General features: G+C 34.4%; 22 protein-coding genes and 1 tRNA gene. 21 read left to right on the top strand and 2 right to left on the bottom strand.

Annotated elements, in window-relative coordinates; translation table 11 throughout:
- Positions 1-34 precede the first annotated feature (34 nt).
- The 11 genes from DWY01_RS04500 to DWY01_RS04450 all read left to right on the top strand — a co-directional run bounded on the left by DWY01_RS04500 (position 35) and on the right by DWY01_RS04450 (position 10,241).
- Entirely contained in the window at positions 35-670 is a 636-nt protein-coding gene (locus DWY01_RS04500; RefSeq protein WP_117993741.1) for a redox-sensing transcriptional repressor Rex, read from the top strand.
- A 239-nt stretch (positions 671-909) separates the two neighbouring features.
- Positions 910-2,265, top strand: a complete 1,356-nt coding sequence (gene asnS / locus DWY01_RS04495) for an asparagine--tRNA ligase (RefSeq protein WP_117993736.1) — start codon at positions 910-912, stop codon at positions 2,263-2,265.
- A gap of 58 nt (positions 2,266-2,323) precedes the next feature.
- Positions 2,324-3,610, top strand: a complete 1,287-nt coding sequence (locus DWY01_RS04490; RefSeq protein ID WP_117993732.1) for a hypothetical protein — start codon at positions 2,324-2,326, stop codon at positions 3,608-3,610.
- Positions 3,611-3,623: 13 nt separating this feature from the next.
- Positions 3,624-5,486 (top strand): ABC-F family ATP-binding cassette domain-containing protein, encoded by a 1,863-nt coding sequence (locus DWY01_RS04485; protein ID WP_117993727.1) that lies wholly within the window; start codon positions 3,624-3,626, stop codon positions 5,484-5,486.
- Between the two features lie 86 nt (positions 5,487-5,572).
- Positions 5,573-5,648 (top strand) — tRNA-Lys (locus tag DWY01_RS04480).
- Between the two features lie 225 nt (positions 5,649-5,873).
- The gene (infC, locus tag DWY01_RS04475) at positions 5,874-6,425 is read left to right on the top strand and encodes a translation initiation factor IF-3 (protein ID WP_117993723.1); all 552 of its coding nucleotides are present in this window, start codon (positions 5,874-5,876) and stop codon (positions 6,423-6,425) included.
- 13 nt (positions 6,426-6,438) lie between these two features.
- Entirely contained in the window at positions 6,439-6,633 is a 195-nt protein-coding gene (rpmI, locus tag DWY01_RS04470) for a 50S ribosomal protein L35 (protein WP_003865815.1), read from the top strand.
- Positions 6,634-6,651: 18 nt separating this feature from the next.
- Positions 6,652-7,011 carry a 50S ribosomal protein L20 gene (gene rplT / locus DWY01_RS04465; protein WP_003865814.1) on the top strand — a complete coding sequence of 120 codons (360 nt, stop codon included), beginning with the start codon at positions 6,652-6,654 and terminating at the stop codon, positions 7,009-7,011.
- 325 nt (positions 7,012-7,336) lie between these two features.
- Complete coding sequence (locus DWY01_RS04460) at positions 7,337-7,561, top strand: hypothetical protein (protein ID WP_040466441.1); 225 nt, start codon at positions 7,337-7,339, stop codon at positions 7,559-7,561.
- 6 nt (positions 7,562-7,567) lie between these two features.
- Positions 7,568-9,670, top strand: a complete 2,103-nt coding sequence (locus DWY01_RS04455) for a heavy metal translocating P-type ATPase (RefSeq protein ID WP_117993720.1) — start codon at positions 7,568-7,570, stop codon at positions 9,668-9,670.
- Positions 9,671-9,728: 58 nt separating this feature from the next.
- Positions 9,729-10,241, top strand: a complete 513-nt coding sequence (locus tag DWY01_RS04450; protein ID WP_117993713.1) for a hypothetical protein — start codon at positions 9,729-9,731, stop codon at positions 10,239-10,241.
- 15 nt (positions 10,242-10,256) lie between these two features.
- On the opposite strand, the gene DWY01_RS04445 is transcribed toward DWY01_RS04450, so the two are convergent.
- Positions 10,257-10,616 (bottom strand): heavy-metal-associated domain-containing protein, encoded by a 360-nt coding sequence (locus DWY01_RS04445; protein ID WP_117993709.1) that lies wholly within the window; start codon positions 10,614-10,616, stop codon positions 10,257-10,259.
- 143 nt (positions 10,617-10,759) lie between these two features.
- Between DWY01_RS04445 and DWY01_RS04440 the strand changes: the two genes are divergently transcribed.
- From DWY01_RS04440 to DWY01_RS04415, 6 genes are read left to right on the top strand one after another with little or no spacing between them, the layout of a single operon-like run.
- Complete coding sequence (locus tag DWY01_RS04440; RefSeq protein ID WP_117993705.1) at positions 10,760-10,969, top strand: FeoA family protein; 210 nt, start codon at positions 10,760-10,762, stop codon at positions 10,967-10,969.
- 9 nt (positions 10,970-10,978) lie between these two features.
- Positions 10,979-11,200 (top strand): ferrous iron transport protein A, encoded by a 222-nt coding sequence (locus DWY01_RS04435; protein ID WP_371412814.1) that lies wholly within the window; start codon positions 10,979-10,981, stop codon positions 11,198-11,200.
- Between the two features lie 22 nt (positions 11,201-11,222).
- Positions 11,223-13,349, top strand: a complete 2,127-nt coding sequence (feoB, locus tag DWY01_RS04430) for a ferrous iron transport protein B (protein ID WP_117993698.1) — start codon at positions 11,223-11,225, stop codon at positions 13,347-13,349.
- Between the two features lie 18 nt (positions 13,350-13,367).
- Positions 13,368-13,562 (top strand): FeoB-associated Cys-rich membrane protein, encoded by a 195-nt coding sequence (locus DWY01_RS04425; protein ID WP_117571189.1) that lies wholly within the window; start codon positions 13,368-13,370, stop codon positions 13,560-13,562.
- Positions 13,563-13,619: 57 nt separating this feature from the next.
- Positions 13,620-14,852, top strand: coding sequence for an aminopeptidase (locus tag DWY01_RS04420; protein ID WP_199519873.1), 1,233 nt, complete (start codon positions 13,620-13,622; stop codon positions 14,850-14,852).
- Between the two features lie 27 nt (positions 14,853-14,879).
- Entirely contained in the window at positions 14,880-16,220 is a 1,341-nt protein-coding gene (locus tag DWY01_RS04415; RefSeq protein ID WP_117993694.1) for a DUF2812 domain-containing protein, read from the top strand.
- 24 nt (positions 16,221-16,244) lie between these two features.
- Here DWY01_RS04415 and DWY01_RS04410 read toward each other — a convergent pair whose 3' ends face one another.
- Positions 16,245-17,000 (bottom strand): DeoR/GlpR family DNA-binding transcription regulator, encoded by a 756-nt coding sequence (locus DWY01_RS04410; RefSeq protein WP_117993689.1) that lies wholly within the window; start codon positions 16,998-17,000, stop codon positions 16,245-16,247.
- 227 nt (positions 17,001-17,227) lie between these two features.
- Here DWY01_RS04410 and DWY01_RS04405 point away from each other — a divergent pair, with 227 nt between their 5' ends.
- From DWY01_RS04405 to DWY01_RS04390, 4 genes are read left to right on the top strand one after another with little or no spacing between them, the layout of a single operon-like run.
- Entirely contained in the window at positions 17,228-17,548 is a 321-nt protein-coding gene (locus DWY01_RS04405) for a PTS lactose/cellobiose transporter subunit IIA (RefSeq protein ID WP_117993685.1), read from the top strand.
- The gene (locus DWY01_RS04400; protein WP_117993681.1) at positions 17,548-19,212 is read left to right on the top strand and encodes a PTS transporter subunit EIIC; all 1,665 of its coding nucleotides are present in this window, start codon (positions 17,548-17,550) and stop codon (positions 19,210-19,212) included. The genes DWY01_RS04405 and DWY01_RS04400 overlap by 1 nt, the downstream gene beginning before the upstream one ends.
- Before the next feature lie 4 nt (positions 19,213-19,216).
- Positions 19,217-20,617, top strand: coding sequence for a 6-phospho-beta-galactosidase (lacG, locus tag DWY01_RS04395; protein ID WP_117993676.1), 1,401 nt, complete (start codon positions 19,217-19,219; stop codon positions 20,615-20,617).
- A 2-nt stretch (positions 20,618-20,619) separates the two neighbouring features.
- Positions 20,620-21,276: an HAD family phosphatase gene (locus DWY01_RS04390; RefSeq protein WP_117993672.1), complete on the top strand. Its 657-nt coding sequence runs from the start codon at positions 20,620-20,622 to the stop codon at positions 21,274-21,276.
- Positions 21,277-21,470 lie beyond the last annotated feature (194 nt).

Genomic DNA, 21,470 nt, shown 5'->3' with positions numbered 1-21,470 from the left:
AAATGTGGTATCATAAAGTCATGGGGTGATAAAAATGCAGAATAGAAATGTGCCCAAAGCAACCTTACAGAGATATCCAGTATATTTAAAAGCGTTACGAAAACTTCAAAAAAATGGAGTTGAGCGAATCATGTCTAAAGAATTATCTAGCTTTGTTGATATAGAACCAACAACGATTCGGCGTGACTTTTCTTTTTTAGGAAATCTTGGTAAACAAGGTTATGGATATGATGTAGATAAGCTTATTGATATTTTTAATAGTCAATTAGGTGTTGACTTTGATGAAAAGATTATTTTAGTAGGTGCTGGTAACTTAGGACGTGCATTAATGAATTATAATAAGTGGGATTATGTCGTCGGTGAAATTGCATGTGCTTTTGATGTGGATCCAGCAAAGTGTGGAACACAATTTGGTGTTGAAGTGTATCCAATGTCGGAATTAGAAACTAAAATTCCGGAAGGATGTCGTATTGCCATTTTAACCATTTCACACGATGTTCAAGAAACGGTGGATAAATTAGTACAATGTGGTATCAATGGTATTGTAGATTTTACGCATCAGCATTTTTTGGTTCCAAAAGGGGTTGTCATTAAAAGTATTGATGTGGTATCATCTATACAAGAATTAGTATTTATTACAAATTCATTAGAAACAAAGACGCAGAAATAGAAGTCATCCAATACGAACATGTATAAGAGAGTCTAGTCTGGTGAAAATAGACGATGCAAGTTTGGATTGATAACACCTGTGGAGTCGGACTGGAGAAATTAAGTAGACAGTAACGTGTGGAATGCGTTAAATTCCAATTGAGTGCATACATACGTGTGATGAAACAGGATGGTACCGCGGTTATAATCGTTCCTTTTAATTAAGGAACGTTTTTTTTTTTTTTTTTGAAGGGAGATACTATGTTAGTAAAAAAATTAAAAGAAACATTTGAACAGTACGATGGACAAAGTATTACTTTGCAGGGATGGGTTCGTACAAATCGTAATTCAAAAGCAGTAGGATTTATTGCGTTAAATGATGGAACAACTTTCTCAAATGTACAGGTTGTATATTCTGAGACATTAGAAAATTTTGATGAAGTATCAAAAATTACAACAGGATCAGCTATGGAAGTAACCGGTAAGCTTGTTTGTACTCCAGATGCAAAACAGCCATTTGAAATTCAGGCAGAAAGCATTACTGTTCTAGGCTTATGTGATCATGATTATCCTTTACAGAAAAAACGTCACAGCTTTGAGTTCATGCGTGAAATTCCTCATGTACGTCCACGTGCGAATACTTACTATGCGATGTTTAGATTAAGAAGTGTATTAAGTATGGCGATTCATACATTCTTTCAGGATCGTGGATTTGTATATGTTCATACACCAGAAATTACTGGAAATGATGCAGAAGGAGCTGGAGAATGCTTTACAGTTACAACTCGTGAAGATGCGAAGTATGATAAGGATTTCTTTGGTAAGCATGCACAATTAACAGTATCTGGACAATTGCATGTTGAGCCTTTTGCCTTAACATATCGTAATGTATATACTTTTGGTCCTACTTTCCGTGCTGAAAACTCAAATACAACACGTCATGCTTCTGAATTCTGGATGATTGAACCAGAACTTGCGTTTGCGGATCTTGCAGACAATATGGATTGTATTGAAGAAATGATCAAATATTGTATTAACTATTGTTTAGAACATGCGAAAGAAGAAATGGAATTCTTCGCTTCTATGATTGATAAGGATTGTATCAATCGTGTAACGCATGTCGCAAATTCTCATTTCGAAAGAATGACATATACAAAGGCTATTGAGTACTTAAAAAAAGCTAAGGATCAATTTGAAAACCAAGACATTTTCTGGGGAATGGATTTACAAAGTGAGCATGAGCGTTATATTTGTGAAAAAGTTGTAAATGGTCCAGTTTTCTTAACAGATTATCCTAAAGATATTAAAGCTTTCTATATGCGTGTAAATGATGACAACAAAACTGTTGCAGCATGTGATTTATTAGTTCCTTATGTTGGTGAATTAGTTGGTGGTTCACAACGTGAAGAACGTTATGATGTATTAGTAGATCGTATGAAAGAAATTGGAATGGAACAAGAAACATTACAATGGTATTTAGATTTACGTCGTTTTGGTGGATGTAAACATTCAGGATTTGGTTTAGGATTCGATCGTATGTTGATGTATCTAAGTGGCGTAGCTAATATTCGTGATGTACAACCATATCCTCGTACACCAAGAAACTTAATTTTCTAATAAAATTTGACAGGTATCTCGTTGATACCTGTTTTCTTGTGTGATATAAATAAGGGGTATGAAAAAAGTTAGAGTGAAAAAGAAAAGAAATTTACGCACAATGATCACTGGCATTGTTACGGTTGCGGTTGCGGTTGTTTGTGCTTTTTTATATGTGTCAAGACCGACAGAATTGGATAAACTTTCACAATCTTATTTAGATACTGTAGATGTTGAAAAGCTTCAACAAAAGGTGGAAACAAGCTTTGAATCTTCTAACCAATTAAAGGATTATGTGGTTTATGGAGAAACTTTATCTTTATATAAAGATAGATATGGCTCGGTTAAAACAGACAAAATGCAAGGAAATAACATTGTTCTAAGAAATGTCATGAATGATTCAATTACTAGCTTTACTTTTAATGGAAAAGTAGATTCGGGTATTGATTTAGGTTCTTTAAAAGAAGGAGTTTATGAATTATATACATATAATCATTATGAGAAGGAACGAATTTATTTTGACAAAGCATTTAAGGCGAAAACTATAACAACGATGCGTCGTAATAAAAAAGTAAAAGATATTACTTTTATAGCGGATAAGGATGCGTTAAAGAATCAAGAGATTCAATTAACAAAGAATTATGCATTTATTATCGTAACTAAGCATATTCCTAAATCAAATGTATATGATGTGGTTATTGATCCATGTGGAAATGCGATGAATTATAGCTCAAATTCAGTGGATATTGGGGCAAGTACAGAAATTTTAGATGAGCCAACGACATCTTTAGTGTTAGCAAAAAAGGTTAAAAAGGAATTAGAAAAACAGGGTTTAAAAGTTAAAATCTTACGTAATGAAAATGAAACTCCAGGCTATTATGGAGCAGATGGTCGTCCGGCAAGAGCGTATAAGGCAAAGGCAAAATTGTATCTAGCTTTAGGAGCGAGTCAAGATGAAAATGTGTATGCACCATATATGTTAACAAGTCCATATACAAATAGTGGCTTGGCGAATACTATTTCGTATGTGATGAATAAAAAGGGCTTAACACTTTATGCAGCTAGAACAAACACGACTCAAAATATGGGCGTGTTGAATGATTCTTTTGTGGAAGATGGCGATGGGAAAGTTGAAAAATATGAGTTCTATCCACAATTAAGGGAAACAGGTGGAAGAGCGACTTATACGGGCTTGTATGGTAGTGAAATGAAGAATGAAGGATATAAAAATTCTTATGGAATGTATGGTTTATATTTTGCGTATGCAAGTGCAACCAATTCTGAAAGTGTGACATATTATAAGGATAATGAAAATGCTTTGGCAAAGGCTTTAGTAAGTGGCATTATCGCATATTTTGAAGTTTAAAGGTGATGATATAATGAAGTTGCAATTGAGTAATATACAAAAGTCATTTGGTGCGAAAACGGTATTGACAGGTGCAAATTTTCAGGTTCGTGATAATGAAAAGATTGCACTTGTAGGTCGTAATGGCTGTGGCAAAACGACACTGATGAAGATTATATGTGGACAAGAAAACTATGACTCGGGTTCACGTATGCTGTTGAATAGTACGAATATTGGGTATTTAGCGCAGATTACATTTGTTGATGAGGAAAAAACAGTGTATGAAGAGCTATTAACGGCATTTGATACAGTTCGTGAGCTTGAGGTTCAATTGAATGCCCAGGCAGAAGTATTAAAAGAAGATCATAGTGAGAAACAGTTAGCTCGATATGATGCTTTACAAACTCGCTTTGAAGCGTTAAATGGATATCAGTATGAGGTGGAATTAAAAAATGTTTTTTATCATTTCCAATTTGATGAAAATGATTTAAATAAAAAGTTATGTGAATTTAGTTCGGGTCAAAAAACAAGAATTGCCTTGGTTAAGCTATTGTTGACTAAGCCAGATATTTTATTGTTGGATGAGCCGACAAACCATTTGGATGTTGAAGCTATTGAATGGTTAGAAAATTATGTAAAGCACTATCCTTTTGCAGTTGTGCTAGTTAGTCACGACCGTATGTTTTTGGATCATGTTGTGGATGAAATTGTTGAAATTGAATTTGGTAAAACACAACGTTATGTTGGAGATTATTCACATTATTTAAAGGCAAAGGATGAGTATCTAAAGAAGAATCATGAGGCTTATATTCGACAACAGCAGGAAATTCATCGTTTAGAGGATTTGATTGAGAAGTTTAGATATAAGAAAAATAAAGCTGCATTCGCAAAGAGTAAGCAGAAATATTTAGATCGAATGGATAAAATTGAGGATAGTTCATCGGATACGAGTCAAATGAAAGCTACCTTTACATGTGCTAGAAAAGGTGGCAAACAGGTTCTTGAAGTGGAAGATTTAAAGGTGGGCTATGATACAGTGCTTTCTGAAGTGTCTTTTCAATTGCTTCAGGGACAAAGAATGGCTATTGTTGGTCCGAATGGAATTGGTAAATCGACATTGATCAAAACATTGGTAAAGGAGCTTCCTGCTTTATCTGGAAGTTTTAAGTTTGGGCACCAAATTGACGTGGGCTATTTCAATCAGGAAAGTGCACAAATGAAATCGAGTAAGAATGTATTAGATGAATTGTGGGATATGGATCCGGATGCGACACAAACACAGATTCGAAACACATTGGCTAGTTTTTTATTCACGCAGGATGAAGTGTTTAAAGAAGTTAATGATTTGTCGGGTGGTGAAAGAGTTCGTTTAGCATTAGCAAAATTAATGTTAGAACATGATAATGTCTTGTTGCTGGATGAACCGACAAACCACTTGGATATTCCAGCTAAGGAAGCATTAGAGTCAGCATTGGAAAAATATGATGGTACGATTCTATTTGTTTCACATGATCGTATGTTTTTGAAAAAAATGGCTACTCGTGTATTGGAAATGGATTCTGTGAGTAAAGTCTATGATTTAAACTATGAGGAGTATTTAGAAAAAAAGGCTAGCAATGATTTGGTTGAGTCGGTAGCAAAAGTAGAGAAAGAAAGTAAACCAACTACTGTATCTTTTACTGATTTAAAAGCGATTAAAAATCGTGTGGCAAAACTTGAAGTACTACTCGATGAGGCTGAACAGGATCTTGAGGCAATGCGAGAATTAAGGTATGAGCCTGAATATTATCAAGATTATCGTAAGATGGAAGAATTGGATGCGAAAATCGATGATAAACATAATGAAATTGCTTCATTGATGAAGGAATGGGAAGAGAAGATGGCTATGATGGAATAAGGATATGACTAAAATATCCTTATTTTTTTTAAAAAGTGGTTGCACTCAAGAAAAAGCTGTGCTAATATATATGGGCACTGATAAATGGACTCTTAGCTCAGCTGGCAGAGCAACTGACTCTTAATCAGTGGGTCTGGGGTTCGAATCCCCAAGAGTCCACCATTTATGTGTATAAGTCGATTGATTCGACTTTATTTTTTTGAAAAAAATATTGCATATGCCATAAGTGTATGGTATTATCAATAGGTAAAAGAAATGGAAAGATAGAAGCACCCCTTCTCACCTGATGTCTAAGGGACATAGGTTCACGGCCAATTCAGTTTGAATTCGTTTAAAAGAGTGATGGGTGCGTACGTGCCCATTTTCTTTTTGGAAAAATGAAAAAGGATGGTGTCGAATATCAATAATAGAAAAGTTGCCCCAAATAATGTAAACGATGATTTGTTTAACGAAAAGATTCCGTTTAGAGAAGTTCTTGTCATCAATGCGGATGGAGAACAATTGGGAGTTATGTCAAAAAAAGAAGCATTGGACATTGCATACAAACAAAATTTAGACTTGTTGTGTGTTGCACCCAAAGCGCGTCCGGCCGTATGTAAAGTTTTAGATTATGGTCGTTATCACTTTGAACAACAAAAGAAAGCAAAAGAAGCTAAGCGTAAGCAACATGTTGTAGAAGTAAAATCTTTACGTTTATCACCGATTATCGATACACACGATTTCGAAACAAAAGTACGTCAAACGTCAAAATGGATCGAAGCGGGTATGAAAGTAAAGATTGATATGCGATTCCGTGGTCGTTTGATCACTCGCTTGGAAGTTGGTCGTAAGATCATGAATGACTTCATCGAAGCTATGAATGAAGTAGCTGTCGTTGAGAAGAAACCTTCAATGGAAGGAAATACGATGTCAACAGTGTTGGCACCTAAAAAGAAGTAAGGAGGACTAGACTATGCCTAAAATGAAGAGCCACAGAGGATTAGCAAAACGTGTAAAAAAGACAGGTTCTGGAAAATTAAAGAGATCACACGCTTATACATCTCACCGTTTCCATGGAAAGACTAAGAAACAACGTCGTCACTTAGCTAAACCAGGTACTGTACATGCTACAGATTACAAACGTATTAAGGAAATGTTAGTTAAGTAATTAAGGAGGATATAAAGAATGGCAAGAGTTAAAGGTGGAACAGTTTCACGCGCTCGTAGAAAAAAAGTGTTGAAACTTGCCAAAGGATACTTTGGATCAAAACATACATTATACAAAACTGCAAATGAGCAGGTAATGCATTCATTCAGATATGCATACAACGATCGTCGTAAGTTAAAAGGAAACATGCGTAAAATCTGGATTACACGTATTAATGCAGCTGCACGTATGAATGACTTATCATACTCTCGTTTAATGCACGGATTAAAATTAGCTAATATTGCTATCAACCGTAAAATGTTAAGTGAAATGGCTATTCACGATGCTGAAGGCTTCACTAAACTTTGCGAAGAAGCAAAAGCAGCTTTAAATGCATAATGAAACTGTCGTAAGACAGTTTTTTGTTTTTTTTGTTGACAAATAATTAAAAGCAGGGTATAACTAATGCAGTTAGAAGAAACTAACTATCACTAAATGCAATTATGGAATCGCTCTTTTCACTTGTTTAATAATTTGATTTCATAAGATGAGGACATTATAAAAGTGTCCTTTTTTTATTTACAAATAAAAAAAGTAAGATTATACTAACCATGGTTAGAGAAAACTAACAAAAAAGCGGGTAGCTTTTCCTAACAAAAAAAACTTGATGTTTGATTTTTCAAATGTTATCTTTTTTTTACCATTGAAAAGGAGGATCTATATTATGAAAGATGGATGGAAAAACAAGACAATGTGGACTTTTATTGGTGGTGCAGCCACTGCCTTAGCTGGTTCAAAATTTTTGAAGAGTGATACAGCACACGATTTAGCTGTAAAAGGTTTAGCTGGTGGTATGAAATTTAAATCTGATACAACTTGTAAATATGAGACAATCAAAGAAGATGCTAAGGATCTTTTAGAAGAAGCAAAAGTTAAAAACGAAGGCTAATTCAAGATGATTTCATTTGCAATCGCCCATGATATACCTGGAAGAATGCGTATACGTTATGGGAAAGATGTGTTTTCACCTGTTGAAGGTGAAGTTTTAAAAAGAGATCTTAGCAATTGGTCCATGATTCATAGTGTAGAAGTGAATTCAATTACCGGAAGTGTTTTAATGCAGTATGATGCAACTTGTAAAGATACTTTATTGGAGAAACTTCATAATTTGAATCTTGGATATTTAAAAGAAGTGGATACTTCCGGTATTGTATTTCACTCACAAACGCCAGAAGTAAAGGCAATGAATGCAGAATATAAACGTCGTTTTTTCAAAATAATTGGGAAACGATATTTTATACGTTGGTTTTTACCAACAGGAATCGGAAATGCAATTACGATTTATAAATCACTTGGATTTATAAAAGAAGGTTTAAAATCCTTATCGCAAATGAAAGTAAATGTTCCGTTACTGGATGCGACAAGTATAGGTGTGAGCCTTTTACAAAAAAATTTTAATATTGCCGGTAATATTATGATGTTGCTCAATGTTTCAGATTTATTAGAGGACTATACACATAAAAAAACAAACTTGGAATTATCACAAAGTTTATCTATACAGTTTGATAAAGTTTGGATCTATGCTGATGGAGTGGAACAAGAGATTCCCATGGCAAAACTTAAAAAAGGGGATATTGTTGTTTCTCAAACGGGAGCGATGATTCCTATCGATGGAGAAGTTGTGGATGGAGAAGCCATGGTCAATGAGGCTAGCTTTACAGGTGAACCTTTGTCTAGACGAGTGGTAAAGGAGGATACGGTTTTTGCCGGAACTTTAATTGAAGAAGGAAAATTATTTATTAAAGTTCGTAATTTACAAGATGAAAGTCGTATCAGCAATATTGTGAAAATGATTGATACCAACGAATCTTTAAAGGCGAGCATTCAGGCAAAAGCTGAACATTTGGCGGATTCCATTGTGCCATTTAGTTTTTTGGGATTCTTTGGAGTCTTGGCACTTACACGTGATGTGACAAGAGCTACTTCTGTATTAATGGTTGATTATTCGTGCGCAATACGATTGTCCACTTCTATTTCTGTTATTAGTGCGATGTTGGAAGCGAGCAATCGGAATGTCCTTGTCAAAGGTGGAAAATATTTAGAAGCTGTAAAAGATGCGGATGTCATTGTATTTGATAAAACAGGTACATTGACAAATGCCAACCCTCAAGTTCAAAAAGTAACTCCTCTTAATGGATATAGTCGAGATGAGGTACTACGCATTGCGGCTTGTCTAGAAGAGCATTTCCCTCATAGTGTAGCCAATGCGATTGTCAATCAAGCAAAAAAAGAAGGCTTGGTTCATGAAGAAGAACATGCCAAAGTGGAATATATTGTTGCACATGGCATTGCGACAACCTTACATGGCTTACATACAGTGATTGGTAGTGATCACTTTATCTTTGAAGATGATGGTGTTGAAAAGACACAGGAATTAGAAGATATCATTACTTTATTAGAGAAAGATGGAGCCGGTTCTTTGATTTACTTAGCCATTGATAATCAAGTGGCTGGTATCATCAGTATCTATGATCCTTTAAAACAAGAAGCGAAACAAGTGATCCATGAATTAAAGAATTTAGGTATTCAAAAAGTTGTCATGTTGACCGGAGATTGTAACAATGCGGCCAAAGCTGTAGCTAATGAATTGGATCTTGATGATTATCGTTCTTCGATTTTACCAGAAGGAAAAGCAAGTTATATTCAATCTTTAAAAGATGAAGGCCATACAGTAATCATGGTTGGTGATGGTATTAATGATACGCCTGCTTTATCTACAGCGAATGTTTCGATATCTATGCAGGACAGTTCAGATTTAGCTCGAGAACTTGCGGATGTTACATTAGTTTCTAGTAACTTAAATGAATTGGTAACTCTAAGAAAACTATCGGTTTCTTTGTTTGATCGAATTCATGCTAATTATCGTTTTATTGTTGCGTTTAATTCTAGTTTGATTGCACTTGGAGCCTTGGGATTTATGAGTCCAAATACTTCAAGCTTATTACATAATGGAAGTACATTTGCGATTGCGTCAACAAGTACGCGAAAATATCTTTAGGCATTATCGGTTGATGATGCCTTTTCTTCTGATTATAATATAGAGATGGAGGAATTCTATGGTACAAAAATTAAATCATTCTGAATTAAAGGATATTACAGATATTGTGTATTATACAAATTTAAAACAAAAAAATTTAGTTTTACGAAATACATTTGTGTTGGGTTATACTGTAGCGGGTACGCTTTTATGTTGGGTTGTAGGAGCTAGCTTAATTCGCGTGGCATCCGTTACATCGGTATTCTTATTTCTTTGTTCCTTGATTTGTCTTTGTGTAGTAATTTATATTCTTATCTGCCGTTTTTTGGAGAAGAGAAGATGTAGAAAGAGGGTACAGGAAAAAGAAACAGGTGAATTTAATGTTCACTTTCGAAAAGATTATATGTTGTATGATCAACAGACATTTTCTTTAAAACGATTTAAGAAAGTATATCTGTATCATGATTTATATTTTTTTATGGATTCAGAGAATGTTGTGATTGTAAAAAAATGTCAAGAAGTGGATCGGGCGATTCATAAAACACCTTATTTAAAAGTACAAAAAAAAGATGCGTTATTTTGCTTGTTGTAAACGCATCTTTTTATTTTATAATGCTTTTGATGTATATCCAGCTTTTGTTACAATATCAATCAATTCATCAGTTGTATGTTCTTGTTTAGATAAAATAGTCACTGTATTGTCTTCTGTGTTTACTTTGGCATAAAAACCTTCTTGGCTATTGAATGCATTTTCAATGGTACGAACACAGTTTTGACAATGAATGTCATATACTTTTAAAACCGCTTTGTAAGGGTAATGTTCTTTATTTTTATCTTTTACCTTTACTTTTTTAACAGATTCACTTGAACCACAACATCCTGAGGTAGCTCTTTTTTTGGTGGAACGAATACCAATATAGATAATAATAACTAAGATGCCACAAATAATAATTGTCGGTAAGTTCATAATTTGATGTCCTCCTTTCAAAAAAATACACCAAATAGTTAGATGTGTCAAACCAAGTTAATCTTGTGCAACTTTTTGTTGACATCAGGCCTAGGTAAGAGTAAACTAACTGTGTTAGAAAAGTCTAACCAGGAGGGTTCGATATGCCATTATCTTTTGCAGATTTAAATTCAGTCAATACAATCAAAAAAATTGGTGGTTCAAAAGAGCAGCAGCGACACTTAGAAAACTTGGGCTTTGTGCCTGGAGCTGTGATTGTGGTTGTTAGCAAAACCAATGGTAACGTAATTGTTAATGTTAAAGAGGTTCGAATAGCCATTAGTGAAGAACTCGCAAGAAAGATCATGGTGTAGAAAGGAGTAATTATGACTTTAAATAAAGTTTCAATTGGTCAAACAGTGACAGTCAAGAAATTGTCTGGTCAAGGAGCAACAAAACGAAGAATTATGGATATGGGAATTACTAAAGGTGTAAGTGTTACAATTCAAAAGGTAGCGCCATTAGGAGATCCTATTGAATTAACGGTTCGTGGATATCAATTGTCTATTCGTAAAGCAGACGCAGAAATGGTTGAAGTAGAGTAAAGTAAAAAAATAGGAGGGAATTATGTCGATTCAAGTAGCGTTAGCAGGTAACCCTAACTGTGGTAAAACCACATTGTTTAATGGCTTAACAGGAGCTACACAATATGTAGGTAACTGGCCTGGGGTAACTGTTGAAAAAAAAGAAGGAAAGTATAAGGAAGATAAAGATATTAAAATTACGGATTTACCAGGAATTTATTCATTATCACCATACACTTTGGAAGAAGTCGTATCTCGTGAATTTTTGTTGAATGGAAATGTGGATGTTGTTTTGAACATCATTGATGGTTCAAACTTAGAGAGAAACCTATTCTTAACAACACAAATTTTAGAGCTTGGTATACCAACGGTTGTCGCAATCAATATGTTGGATGTCATCGAAAAAAGAAAAGATACAATTGACTATAAAAAGTTATCTGAAGAATTAGGATGTCCTGTATTGCCGATTTCAGCATTGAAAAATACGGGAATCAAAGAGTTGATGGTTGCAGTAAAAAAGGCAGCAAATACGCAATGTAAACCTAAAAATATTTATGTAGGTAAAGTGTTGAATGCGTTAAATACAATTGAAACAAGCTTGCCAGCAAGTATTGAAGCAAGTCGTCGTTTCTTCTATGCTGTTAAATTGTTTGAAAGAGATGACAAAATCGAAGCAGCTATTCAAACAAAGGCAGACGCAAATGTTATTGAAGCTGTTGAAAAGTCAATGGATGATGATAGTGAATCAATTATTACAGATGCACGTTATACATATATTACAAGTGTAATCAAGGATTGTTACAAAAAGGGATCAAAAGAAGTGTTAACGACTTCAGATAAAATTGACCGTATTGTCACAAATCGTGTTTTGGCACTTCCAATCTTTGCGGTAGTTATGTGGTTTGTATATTATATTTCAGTAACGACAGTAGGAACATTCGTAACAGATTGGACAAACGATGTATTGTTTGGTGAAATCATTCCACCTGCAGTGGATAGTTTCTTAACTTCAATTCAATGTGCAGATTGGTTACATGGATTGATTGTTGATGGTATTATTGGTGGTGTAGGAGCTGTTATTGGCTTTGTACCACAGATGTTAGTATTATTCTTCTTCTTAGCAATTTTAGAAGATTGTGGATATATGGCACGTGTTGCCTTTATTATGGACCGTATTTTCCGTAAGTTTGGTTTATCTGGAAAATCATTTATTCCAATGTTGATTGGTACTGGATGTGGCGTGCCTGCTGTTATGGCAAGTCGTACAATTGAAAGTGATCGTGATCGTAAGATGACTATCATGACAACAACATTCATTCCTTGTGGTGCTAAGATGCCAATCATTGGTTTAATTGCTGGTGCTATTTTCCATGGTGCTAGCTGGGTAGCTCCAAGTGCTTACTTTGTAGGTATGGCAGCTGTTATTGTTTCGGGTATTATGTTAAAGAAGACAAAATTATTTGCCGGAGACCCTGCGCCATTTGTCATGGAAATGCCAGCATACCATATGCCTCGTGCAGTTAACGTATTGAGAAGTATGTGGGAACGTGGTTCAAGTTTTATTAAGAAAGCTGGAACAATCATCTTACTTTCAACTATCGTATTGTGGTTCTTACAAGGATTTGGATGGGAAAAAGGTGGATTTGGCATGGTTGATGATATTGATCATTCAATTCTATCTTCAATTGGACAAACATTCGCATGGATTTTCTCGCCACTTGGATGGGGTGATTGGAAAGCGGCTGTTGCTAGTGTAACAGGATTGATTGCCAAAGAAAACGTTGTCGCAACATTTGGCCAATTGTATGGTTTTGCCGAAGTTGCTGAAGAGGGTAATGAATTCTGGGGTCAATTATCTGCAAGCTTTACACCATTAGCTGCATATTCATTTATGGTATTTAACTTATTGTGTGCTCCATGTTTTGCGGCAATGGGAGCTATCAAGCGTGAAATGAATAATACAAAATGGTTCTGGATCGCAATTGGATATCAATGTGGATTTGCTTATGTATGTTCATTGATTGTTTACCAATTAGGAAGCTTAATTAATGGAGGTTCATTTGGTTTTGGAACAATTGTAGGATTTATCTTATTGATTGGATTGATTTATCTATTGGTTCGTCCATCAAAAGAAAGTGATACTGCAGAAGTTGAATTTGCGGTAAAATAAACATAAAGGAGGGATTTCATGAATCTATCAACGTTTCTAGTTTTATTAGTAGTGTGTGCCTGTGCAGGTTTAGCTTGTCGAAGCATTTATAAAGATAAAAAGAGTGGAAAATCAAGTTGTGGTGGCAGTTGTGGACATTGTGGCAGTCATTCGATGTGTGAAAATCCCAAAGCGTTTTTTGATCAAATAAAAAAAGAACAATTTAGTAAATAAGAGCATCGAAAGGTGCTCTTTCTTTTGGTATAATAGGTGCAAGAATCGAGGAAATGAATGATGAATTTAAAAGAAAAATATGCGGACTTAATTGTTCGTTCAGGATTGAATGTTCAAAAGGATCAAATTGTTGTGATTCGTGCAAGTGTAGAAATGAATGAGTTTGTTCGTCTTGTAGCGAAGGCATGCTTTGAAGTTGGGGCAAAAGACGTTGTTGTACGTTATAGTGATGATGCAATCAATCGTTTACGCTATCAAACGGGGAATCGTATGCCTTATGACTATGAAGCACAGTTCTTTAATGAAACTGCCTTGAAAGGCGCTTGTTATTTAAGTTTAGTTGGAGAAGATCCAGATGCTATGAAGGGTGTGGACCCTAAATCATTATCAAATTATTCAAAGGCATTGAGAGGTATGACGCAGCCATATCGTGATAAATTGGATTATTTACAATCTTCTTGGTGTGTGGCAAGTGTTCCAACATTGGCCTGGGCACAAAAAGTATATCCAGATTCAAAAGATCCAGTATCAGATTTATGGGATGCTGTATTGAAAATTAGTCGTGTAAATGAAAAGGATGCAATTGAAAACTGGAATGAGCATCGTGCTTCTTTTGAAAAACGTGTAAATATTTTAAATCAATTGGATATTGAGAGTGTACATTATAAAAATGCTTTAGGAACGGATTTAGTAGTTGAATTACCAGAAGGCTATGTATTTGCGGGAGGTGGTTCATTTTTAGAAAATGGTTTATATTATTTCCCTAATATTCCTACAGAAGAGATTTTCTCAGCACCTAAAAAGACAGGAGTAAATGGGAAATTGTATAGTGCCTTACCTTTGGCATACAACGGAGCAATTGTAAAGGATTTTTGGCTTGAATTTAAAGATGGTCAAGTTGTAGATTATGATGCAAAGGAAGGAAAAGAGGTTTTGACAAGTATTTTAGACACAGATGAAGGGGCTAAATACTTAGGTGAAATTGCGTTGGTTCCTTATGGATCACCTATTAGTGCATTGAATACATTGTTCTATGAAACATTGATTGATGAAAATGCTTCTTGTCACTTTGCCTTGGGTGCAAGCTATAATGAATGTATTGAGGGTGGATTAAAAATGAGTGAGGAAGAGCTATTAGATCATGGAATGAATCAGTCATTTACACATGTAGATTTTATGGTTGGAACGAGTGATTTATCGATTGAAGCCACATTAAAAAATGGTGAAAAAATCTTTGTTTTTAAAGATGGCAAATATACTAGTGAATTTGACGAATATTCATTAAATTAGTACAATATTGAAGTTGGAGGGATATTTATGGCAATTGAAAATGAAAAGAATCCCAGTGCTTTAGAAGAATTAAGGCAATTAAAAAGAACGGATCGAATTAAATCTTTAAATATACATGAACCTGAGCTTCGTGACTTTCATGCGGAAAATGTTTTCCATATTGATGAGGAGCCTCAAAAGAAAACGATTTTTGGTAAAAGAAGCGCTCGTACTCATGTAAAAATTAATCAAAACATTTTTGATGACGAGGTTGCTGAATCTGTGGATATTACACCTGTAACACCAATTGAAGAGGTAGAAGCACCTATCGAGAAACATGTTGTAGAACCTAAAAAGGTAGACTCACAGCCTGTTGTTGAAGAGGTGATAGAGCCTAAAACAGTAATTGCGCAACCTGTTGTAGAGGATGTGGCTGAGCCGGAAGAAGCAGATTTAAAGCCAGCTGTTGAACCTAAAAAGATTGTTGTTGATAAAATAGATGTAGATGAAGATTTTACAACGGAATCCATTGAACATGAATTAAAGGAATTTAATAATCAGCCTGTTAAAGAAGAAGAGGATGATTATCCAATCGAGCTTGAAGCTGATGAAGAAAATCTTGATGATGAAGGTGATGGAGAAGATCTTGATGATGAAGATTTATATGAAGAAAGAAAGAGCTTCTTATATGCGGAATATCCAAAGATTGAAGCATATCTTCAAGAAAAATCAAAAGAAGGATATCATTTTGTTCGTCAGGAAGGAAAAAAATATTTCTTTAGAAAAGGTACACCTAAAACATATTATTATTCAATGAATTATTATGTGAATGAACCCGATGCAGATCAATGGCGTGATTGGGAAGCAGATGGTTGGAAACTTGTTTCTAAATCGGATGGTAAAAAGAAAAGTGATGCCGGATGGTTTACATTTAGAAATGAAGAAGAAGATGGAGAGTATCGTAAAGAAATTGATAATGATTCCGAAAAATATCGTTTCTTTAGAAAATATTCTAGCTCATGCCGTTCAACTATGTTCTTAGTATTTATCTGTATGGCATGCTGCGTTGTTACAGGACTTTTACAGGTTTATTTCCAAGGCTATTTAGCAGGTATCGCATTGTGTGCTGGGCTATTCTTGATTTCATTTATTGTATTCTGTACGTATGGAAGAATGCTTAGAAAATCAAAGAAAAGAGCTAGGGAATTAAAATCAAAATTAAGATTAAGAGAAAGTCGTATCAATGAGGCGAGAAAAGATGTGTACGATACATCTGAAAGTGAAGAAGAGTTGGATACAGATTGGAATACGTTAGAACAACACACTGGTAAAGAGAAAAAGCGTTTGTTTAGACGTGTAGATAACGAAGAAGATGAGGATGAAGAGTAAAAAGGAGGCAAATTTTGCCTCCTTTTAAACTGTCATAATTTGTACGTATTGTTTGTAGTGTGCTAGAACTTCTTCATCAATTGATTCATCTGTAATCAATGTATCAAAATTAAATAGATCATAATAGATATAGAAATCAGCACGGTTGAATTTTTTATTATCAGCCAATAGATATTTATTTTTAGAATTATCCAATGCGATCTGTTGAGATTCTCCTTCCTCTAATGAATAGGTTGTGATGGATGAGTTGTAGATTCCGTTACAGCTAATGAATGCTTTGTTATATTTTAGTTTGCCAAGAACTAAATTTGTGATTGGACCTACAAATGTATTTGTATTATCACGATAATCCCCACCTGTAAGAATCACTTCGGTAGGGGAATGGTTCACTAGAATATTAAATACAGCTAAGCTATTTGTGATAATACGTATGTTTCTTCCACTTAATTGTTCGGCAAGGAATTGAATGGTTGTACCAGGACCTAAGAAAATGGTTTCTCCCTCTGAAATGAGAGTGGCGGCTTTATGAGCAATCCTTTTCTTTTCTTCAATTTGAACTGATGATTTTTCAATGTGACTTAATTCATGGTCCATAGAAAAAGAAAGGCTTTGTGCACCGCCATGCACTCTCAATAATTTACCGGATTTTTCTAGTTCATCCAAATCTCTTCTTGCGGTCATATCCGAAACGCCTAATTCATCCATGATTTCTTGGATTGTAATAATTCCATTTTGATTTACTTTATGCGCAATTTTTACTAAACGTTCTTTTTTTAACATATTGATACCTTCTTCTATGTTAGACAATAGCATTTCAAATATATTAAGTCAACATAAAACAAACAAAAACAAACAAGTTATGTGTTATAATTACTTAAAATTCGCATAAATGTTAAATAATGTTTGAAAAAGTGCTAAAAAGTGTTTGAATGTGTTGATAATTGATTAGAAAACGCTTACACTGATGGTGTAAACGATAAGGCCACATCGTAAAAGGAGAAAAGAAAATGACTAAAGATGAGTTAAGTATGGTTGGATTTGAAATAGTTGCATATTCAGGAGATGCAAGAAGTACATTGCTATCATTGTTGAAAGAAATGCGTGCGGGTAATTTTGAACATGTTGAAGAAAAACTAAAAGAAGCTGATGAAAATATTAATTTGGCACACCAGTCTCAAACTAAGATCTTACAACAAGAAGCTAGAGGAGAAGACATGGAAATGGGATTCATTTTCATTCATGGGCAAGATCATTTGATGACAACTATTTTATTGCGTGATATTGTTGATGATTTCATTCATTTATATCAAGAAAGAGGAAATAAATAATGTTAGACGGAATTATTAAGCAAATTGAAAAAGGAAAACCTTTCTTTGATAAGATTGCACAAAATATTTATTTAGGAGCTGTTCGTGATGGTTTCTTAACTGCAATGCCAGCTATCCTATTTTCAAGTGTATTTATTCTAGCTGCATCGATTCCAGAAATTTTTGGAATTGTATTACCAGCTACAGTATCTGACTGGTTATGGAAAGTATACAACTATTCAATGGGTGTTGTTGGTTTGTTGGTTGCGGCTACTACAGCTCGTTGTTTAGCTGAAAGTATGAATCGTAGAATGCCTAAAAACAAAGTTATCAATACAACAAGTGTTATGTTGGCAAGTATTGTTGGATTCATGTTGTTAGCTGTTTCAAATGTGGATGGTGGTATTTCAACTACATATCTAGGAACAAAAGGATTATTAGCTTCATTTGTTTCAGCATTCATTACAGTCAATATGTATAAATTCTGTGTTATTAAAGATGTAACAATTCACATGCCAAAAGAAGTTCCGGGAACAATTTCTCAAATGTTTAGAGATGTATTCCCATTCTCATTCTCAGTTTTAGTATGTGTATTGATTGATGTGGCATGTAGAACTGCATTTAATTATACTTTTGCTGAAGCTATTATCACATTACTTCAACCATTATTTACAGCTGCCGATGGATATTTAGGAATCTGTATTATTTGGGGTGCTATGGCATTGTTCTGGTTTGTAGGTGTACATGGACCAAGTATTGTAGAACCAGCCATTGCTGCTATTATTTATGCTAATGTAGATGCAAACTTAGCACTTTTTAAAGCTGGTGAACAAGCATCTAACGTATTAACTGTAGGACTTGGAAACTTCGTAGGAACAATGGGAGGAACTGGAGCTACACTTGTTGTACCATTCTTATTTATGTTATTTGCGAAGTCAAAACAATTAAAAGCGGTTGGAAAAACAACATTTGTTCCTGTATGTTTTGCGGTAAATGAACCATTGTTGTTCGCAACACCAATTGTATTGAACCCATATTTCTTCATTCCATTCTTGATTACACCAATGATCAACGTCTCATTATTTAAATTCTTTGTGGATGTATTAAAAATGAATTCATTTATCTACGTATTGCCATGGGCAACACCAGCACCAATCGGTTTGATCTTAGGTACGGGAATTAGTTTATTAGCTGTTGTATTAGCTGTTGTATTAATTGTTGTAGATGGAATTGTTTACTTACCATTTATTAAGGCGTATGATGCAACTTTGTTAGAAGAAGAAAAAGAAAAAGAAGCATTAGATGCTTTAGAAGAACAAGTTGAAAAAGAAGAAGAAAAAGAAGTTCAACCTTTAAGTTTAAATAAAAATATTAATGTATTAGTATTATGTGTAGGTGCTGGAACATCAGCCATGTTTGCCAATGCCGTTAAAGAAGGGGCAGAAATTGAAAACTTACCAATTGATGCAACCGCAAGTGCATATGGTTCACATTATGATATCTTGAAAGATTACGACATTGTTGTATTATCACCACAAGTACAATCGCATTTAGAAGAAGTACAACAAGATGCTTCTAAATATGGCACTAAAGTTGTCGCAACAAAGGGTGCACAATATATTAAATTAACTCGTGATCCAAAGGGTGCCGTTGAATTTATTTGTGAACAAGTAAAGGAAGGATAAACGTATGAAATTTTCGGATGATTTTATTTTCGGAGGTGCTACTGCCGCATATCAATGCGAAGGTAGCACACTCGAATATGGTAAAGGAAAAGTATCTTGGGATGATTTTCTTGCTAAACAAGGACGTTTTAAAGCGGGTCCAGCCAGTGATTTCTATCATCAATATGGGCAAGATTTAAAACTATGTAACATGTTTGGCATCAATGGAATTCGTATCTCTATTTCATGGGCTAGAATATTTCCGGAAGGAACTGGAAGAATCAACCAGGAAGGGGTTGATTTCTATCATAGAGTATTTCAAGAATGCCATAAAAATCATGTAGAGCCATTTGTGACGTTGCATCATTTTGATACACCAGATACACTTTACCAAAAAGGTGATTTCTTAAATCGAGATACGATCCATGCGTTTGTAGAATTTTCAAAATATTGTTTTGAAGAATATAAAGACGAAGTAACGTATTGGTTTACATTCAATGAAATCTGGGCTGTTGCCACAAACACATATATTGAGGGAACTTTCCCAAATGGGGAAAAGTATAATATGACGAAAGCTTTCCAAATCATGCACAATATGATGGTGGCACATGCCTTGGCTGTGTTGGAATACAAAAAGGCTGGATATAATGGAAAGATTGGTGTTGTACAGTCTTTAGAATATAAATATCCATTTGATGAAAACAATTTGAATGATATCCAGGCCGCAAAAAATGAAGATGTACTTCAAAATCAATTCTTATTAGATGCAACATTTAAAGGCTATTATTCAACAGAAACAATGGAAGTAGTCAATCGTTTAGTCAGCATCAATCATGGTACGTTAGAGTTATTAGATGAAGATTTTGATGTGTTGAAACAAGCTGCATTATTAAATGACTATATGGGTATGAATTATTATCAATCTCGTTTTATTCAACATTATGAAGGAGAAAATGATATTCATCATAATGGTACAGGGGAGAAAGGAACTTCTAGATTCTGTTTAAAAAATGTAGGACGAAGAATGGAAAAGGAAGGTATTCCTCGTACGGACTGGGATTGGTTAATTCATCCAGAAAGTATGTTTGATATGTTGGTGCGTATTCGCCAACAATATCCAAACTATAAAGCAATCTATATCACAGAAAATGGTATGGGATATAAAGATGATTTTGAAGATGGAATCATTGATGATGAACCACGTATTGACTTTATTAGAAGACATTTAGAATTCACATTAAAAGCGATTGAAGCTGGGGTAAATGTAAAAGGATATTTTGTCTGGTCTTTAATGGATATGTTCTCATGGACAAATGGTTATAACAAGCGTTATGGTTTGTTCTATGTAGATTATGAAACGCAGAAGAGATATCCGAAGGCAAGTGCATACTGGTACAAGCGTGTTTCTGAAACTAAAGAGGTTTAGCAATGAAAAGATACAAAGGTGTAATATTTGATTTTAATGGAACATTATTTTTCGACAATCCAAAACATATTTTGGCATGGTCAAAAATATCACAAGATATTCGTCATCATGGAATTGATGAAGAAGAACTTCACGAACATATCAATGGTGTGCCTAATAATAAGGTTGTTGAATATATGTTTGGTGGAAAGTGTGATTTATCTGAAATGGAAAAATATTCAGAGTTAAAAGAAGAATATTATCGCCAATTTTGTAAAGAGGATCAGGCAACATTTCATTTAGTAAATGGAGCTGAAACATATTTTGATTATTTAAAGGAATCAAATATTCCATTCACAATCGCATCCGCATCTATCAAGCCTAATATTGATTTCTTTGTTGAATCGTTTCATCTAGACAAATGGATTGAGCCATCTATGATAGTCTATGATGATGGAACGTATGAAAACAAAATCGCAATGTTTAAAAAGGCTGCTAATAATATTGGAGTGGAGATTCAAGATTGTTTGATTATCGAAGATAGTGTTAGTGGAATTTCAAATGCTTATAAAGCAGGATGTCATAATATTGTAGTTGTGGATTCTGCCAATAAAAAAGAAGAATACAAAAAGCTTCCTGGAGTTGTACAAGTGATTGATTCTTTTGAGAATTTTAAATAAGAGCCATTCATACCAGAATGGCTTTTTGCTTAAATAAAACATCAAATAAACAAAAACAAACAAATAATTATTATTTGAAACCTAAATCCAACATCTGTGCTTAAATTGTTGTTTGAATATGTTGACACAGATAAAGAAAACGCTTACACTAAAATCGAATGGAAAAATCTTAAATTTATAACCACATCTGCATA

This window comes from Eubacterium sp. AF22-8LB (assembly GCF_003458715.1).
Classification (GTDB): domain Bacteria; phylum Bacillota_I; class Bacilli_A; order Erysipelotrichales; family Erysipelotrichaceae; genus Holdemanella.
This window is presented reverse-complemented; position numbering and strand designations above follow the sequence as displayed.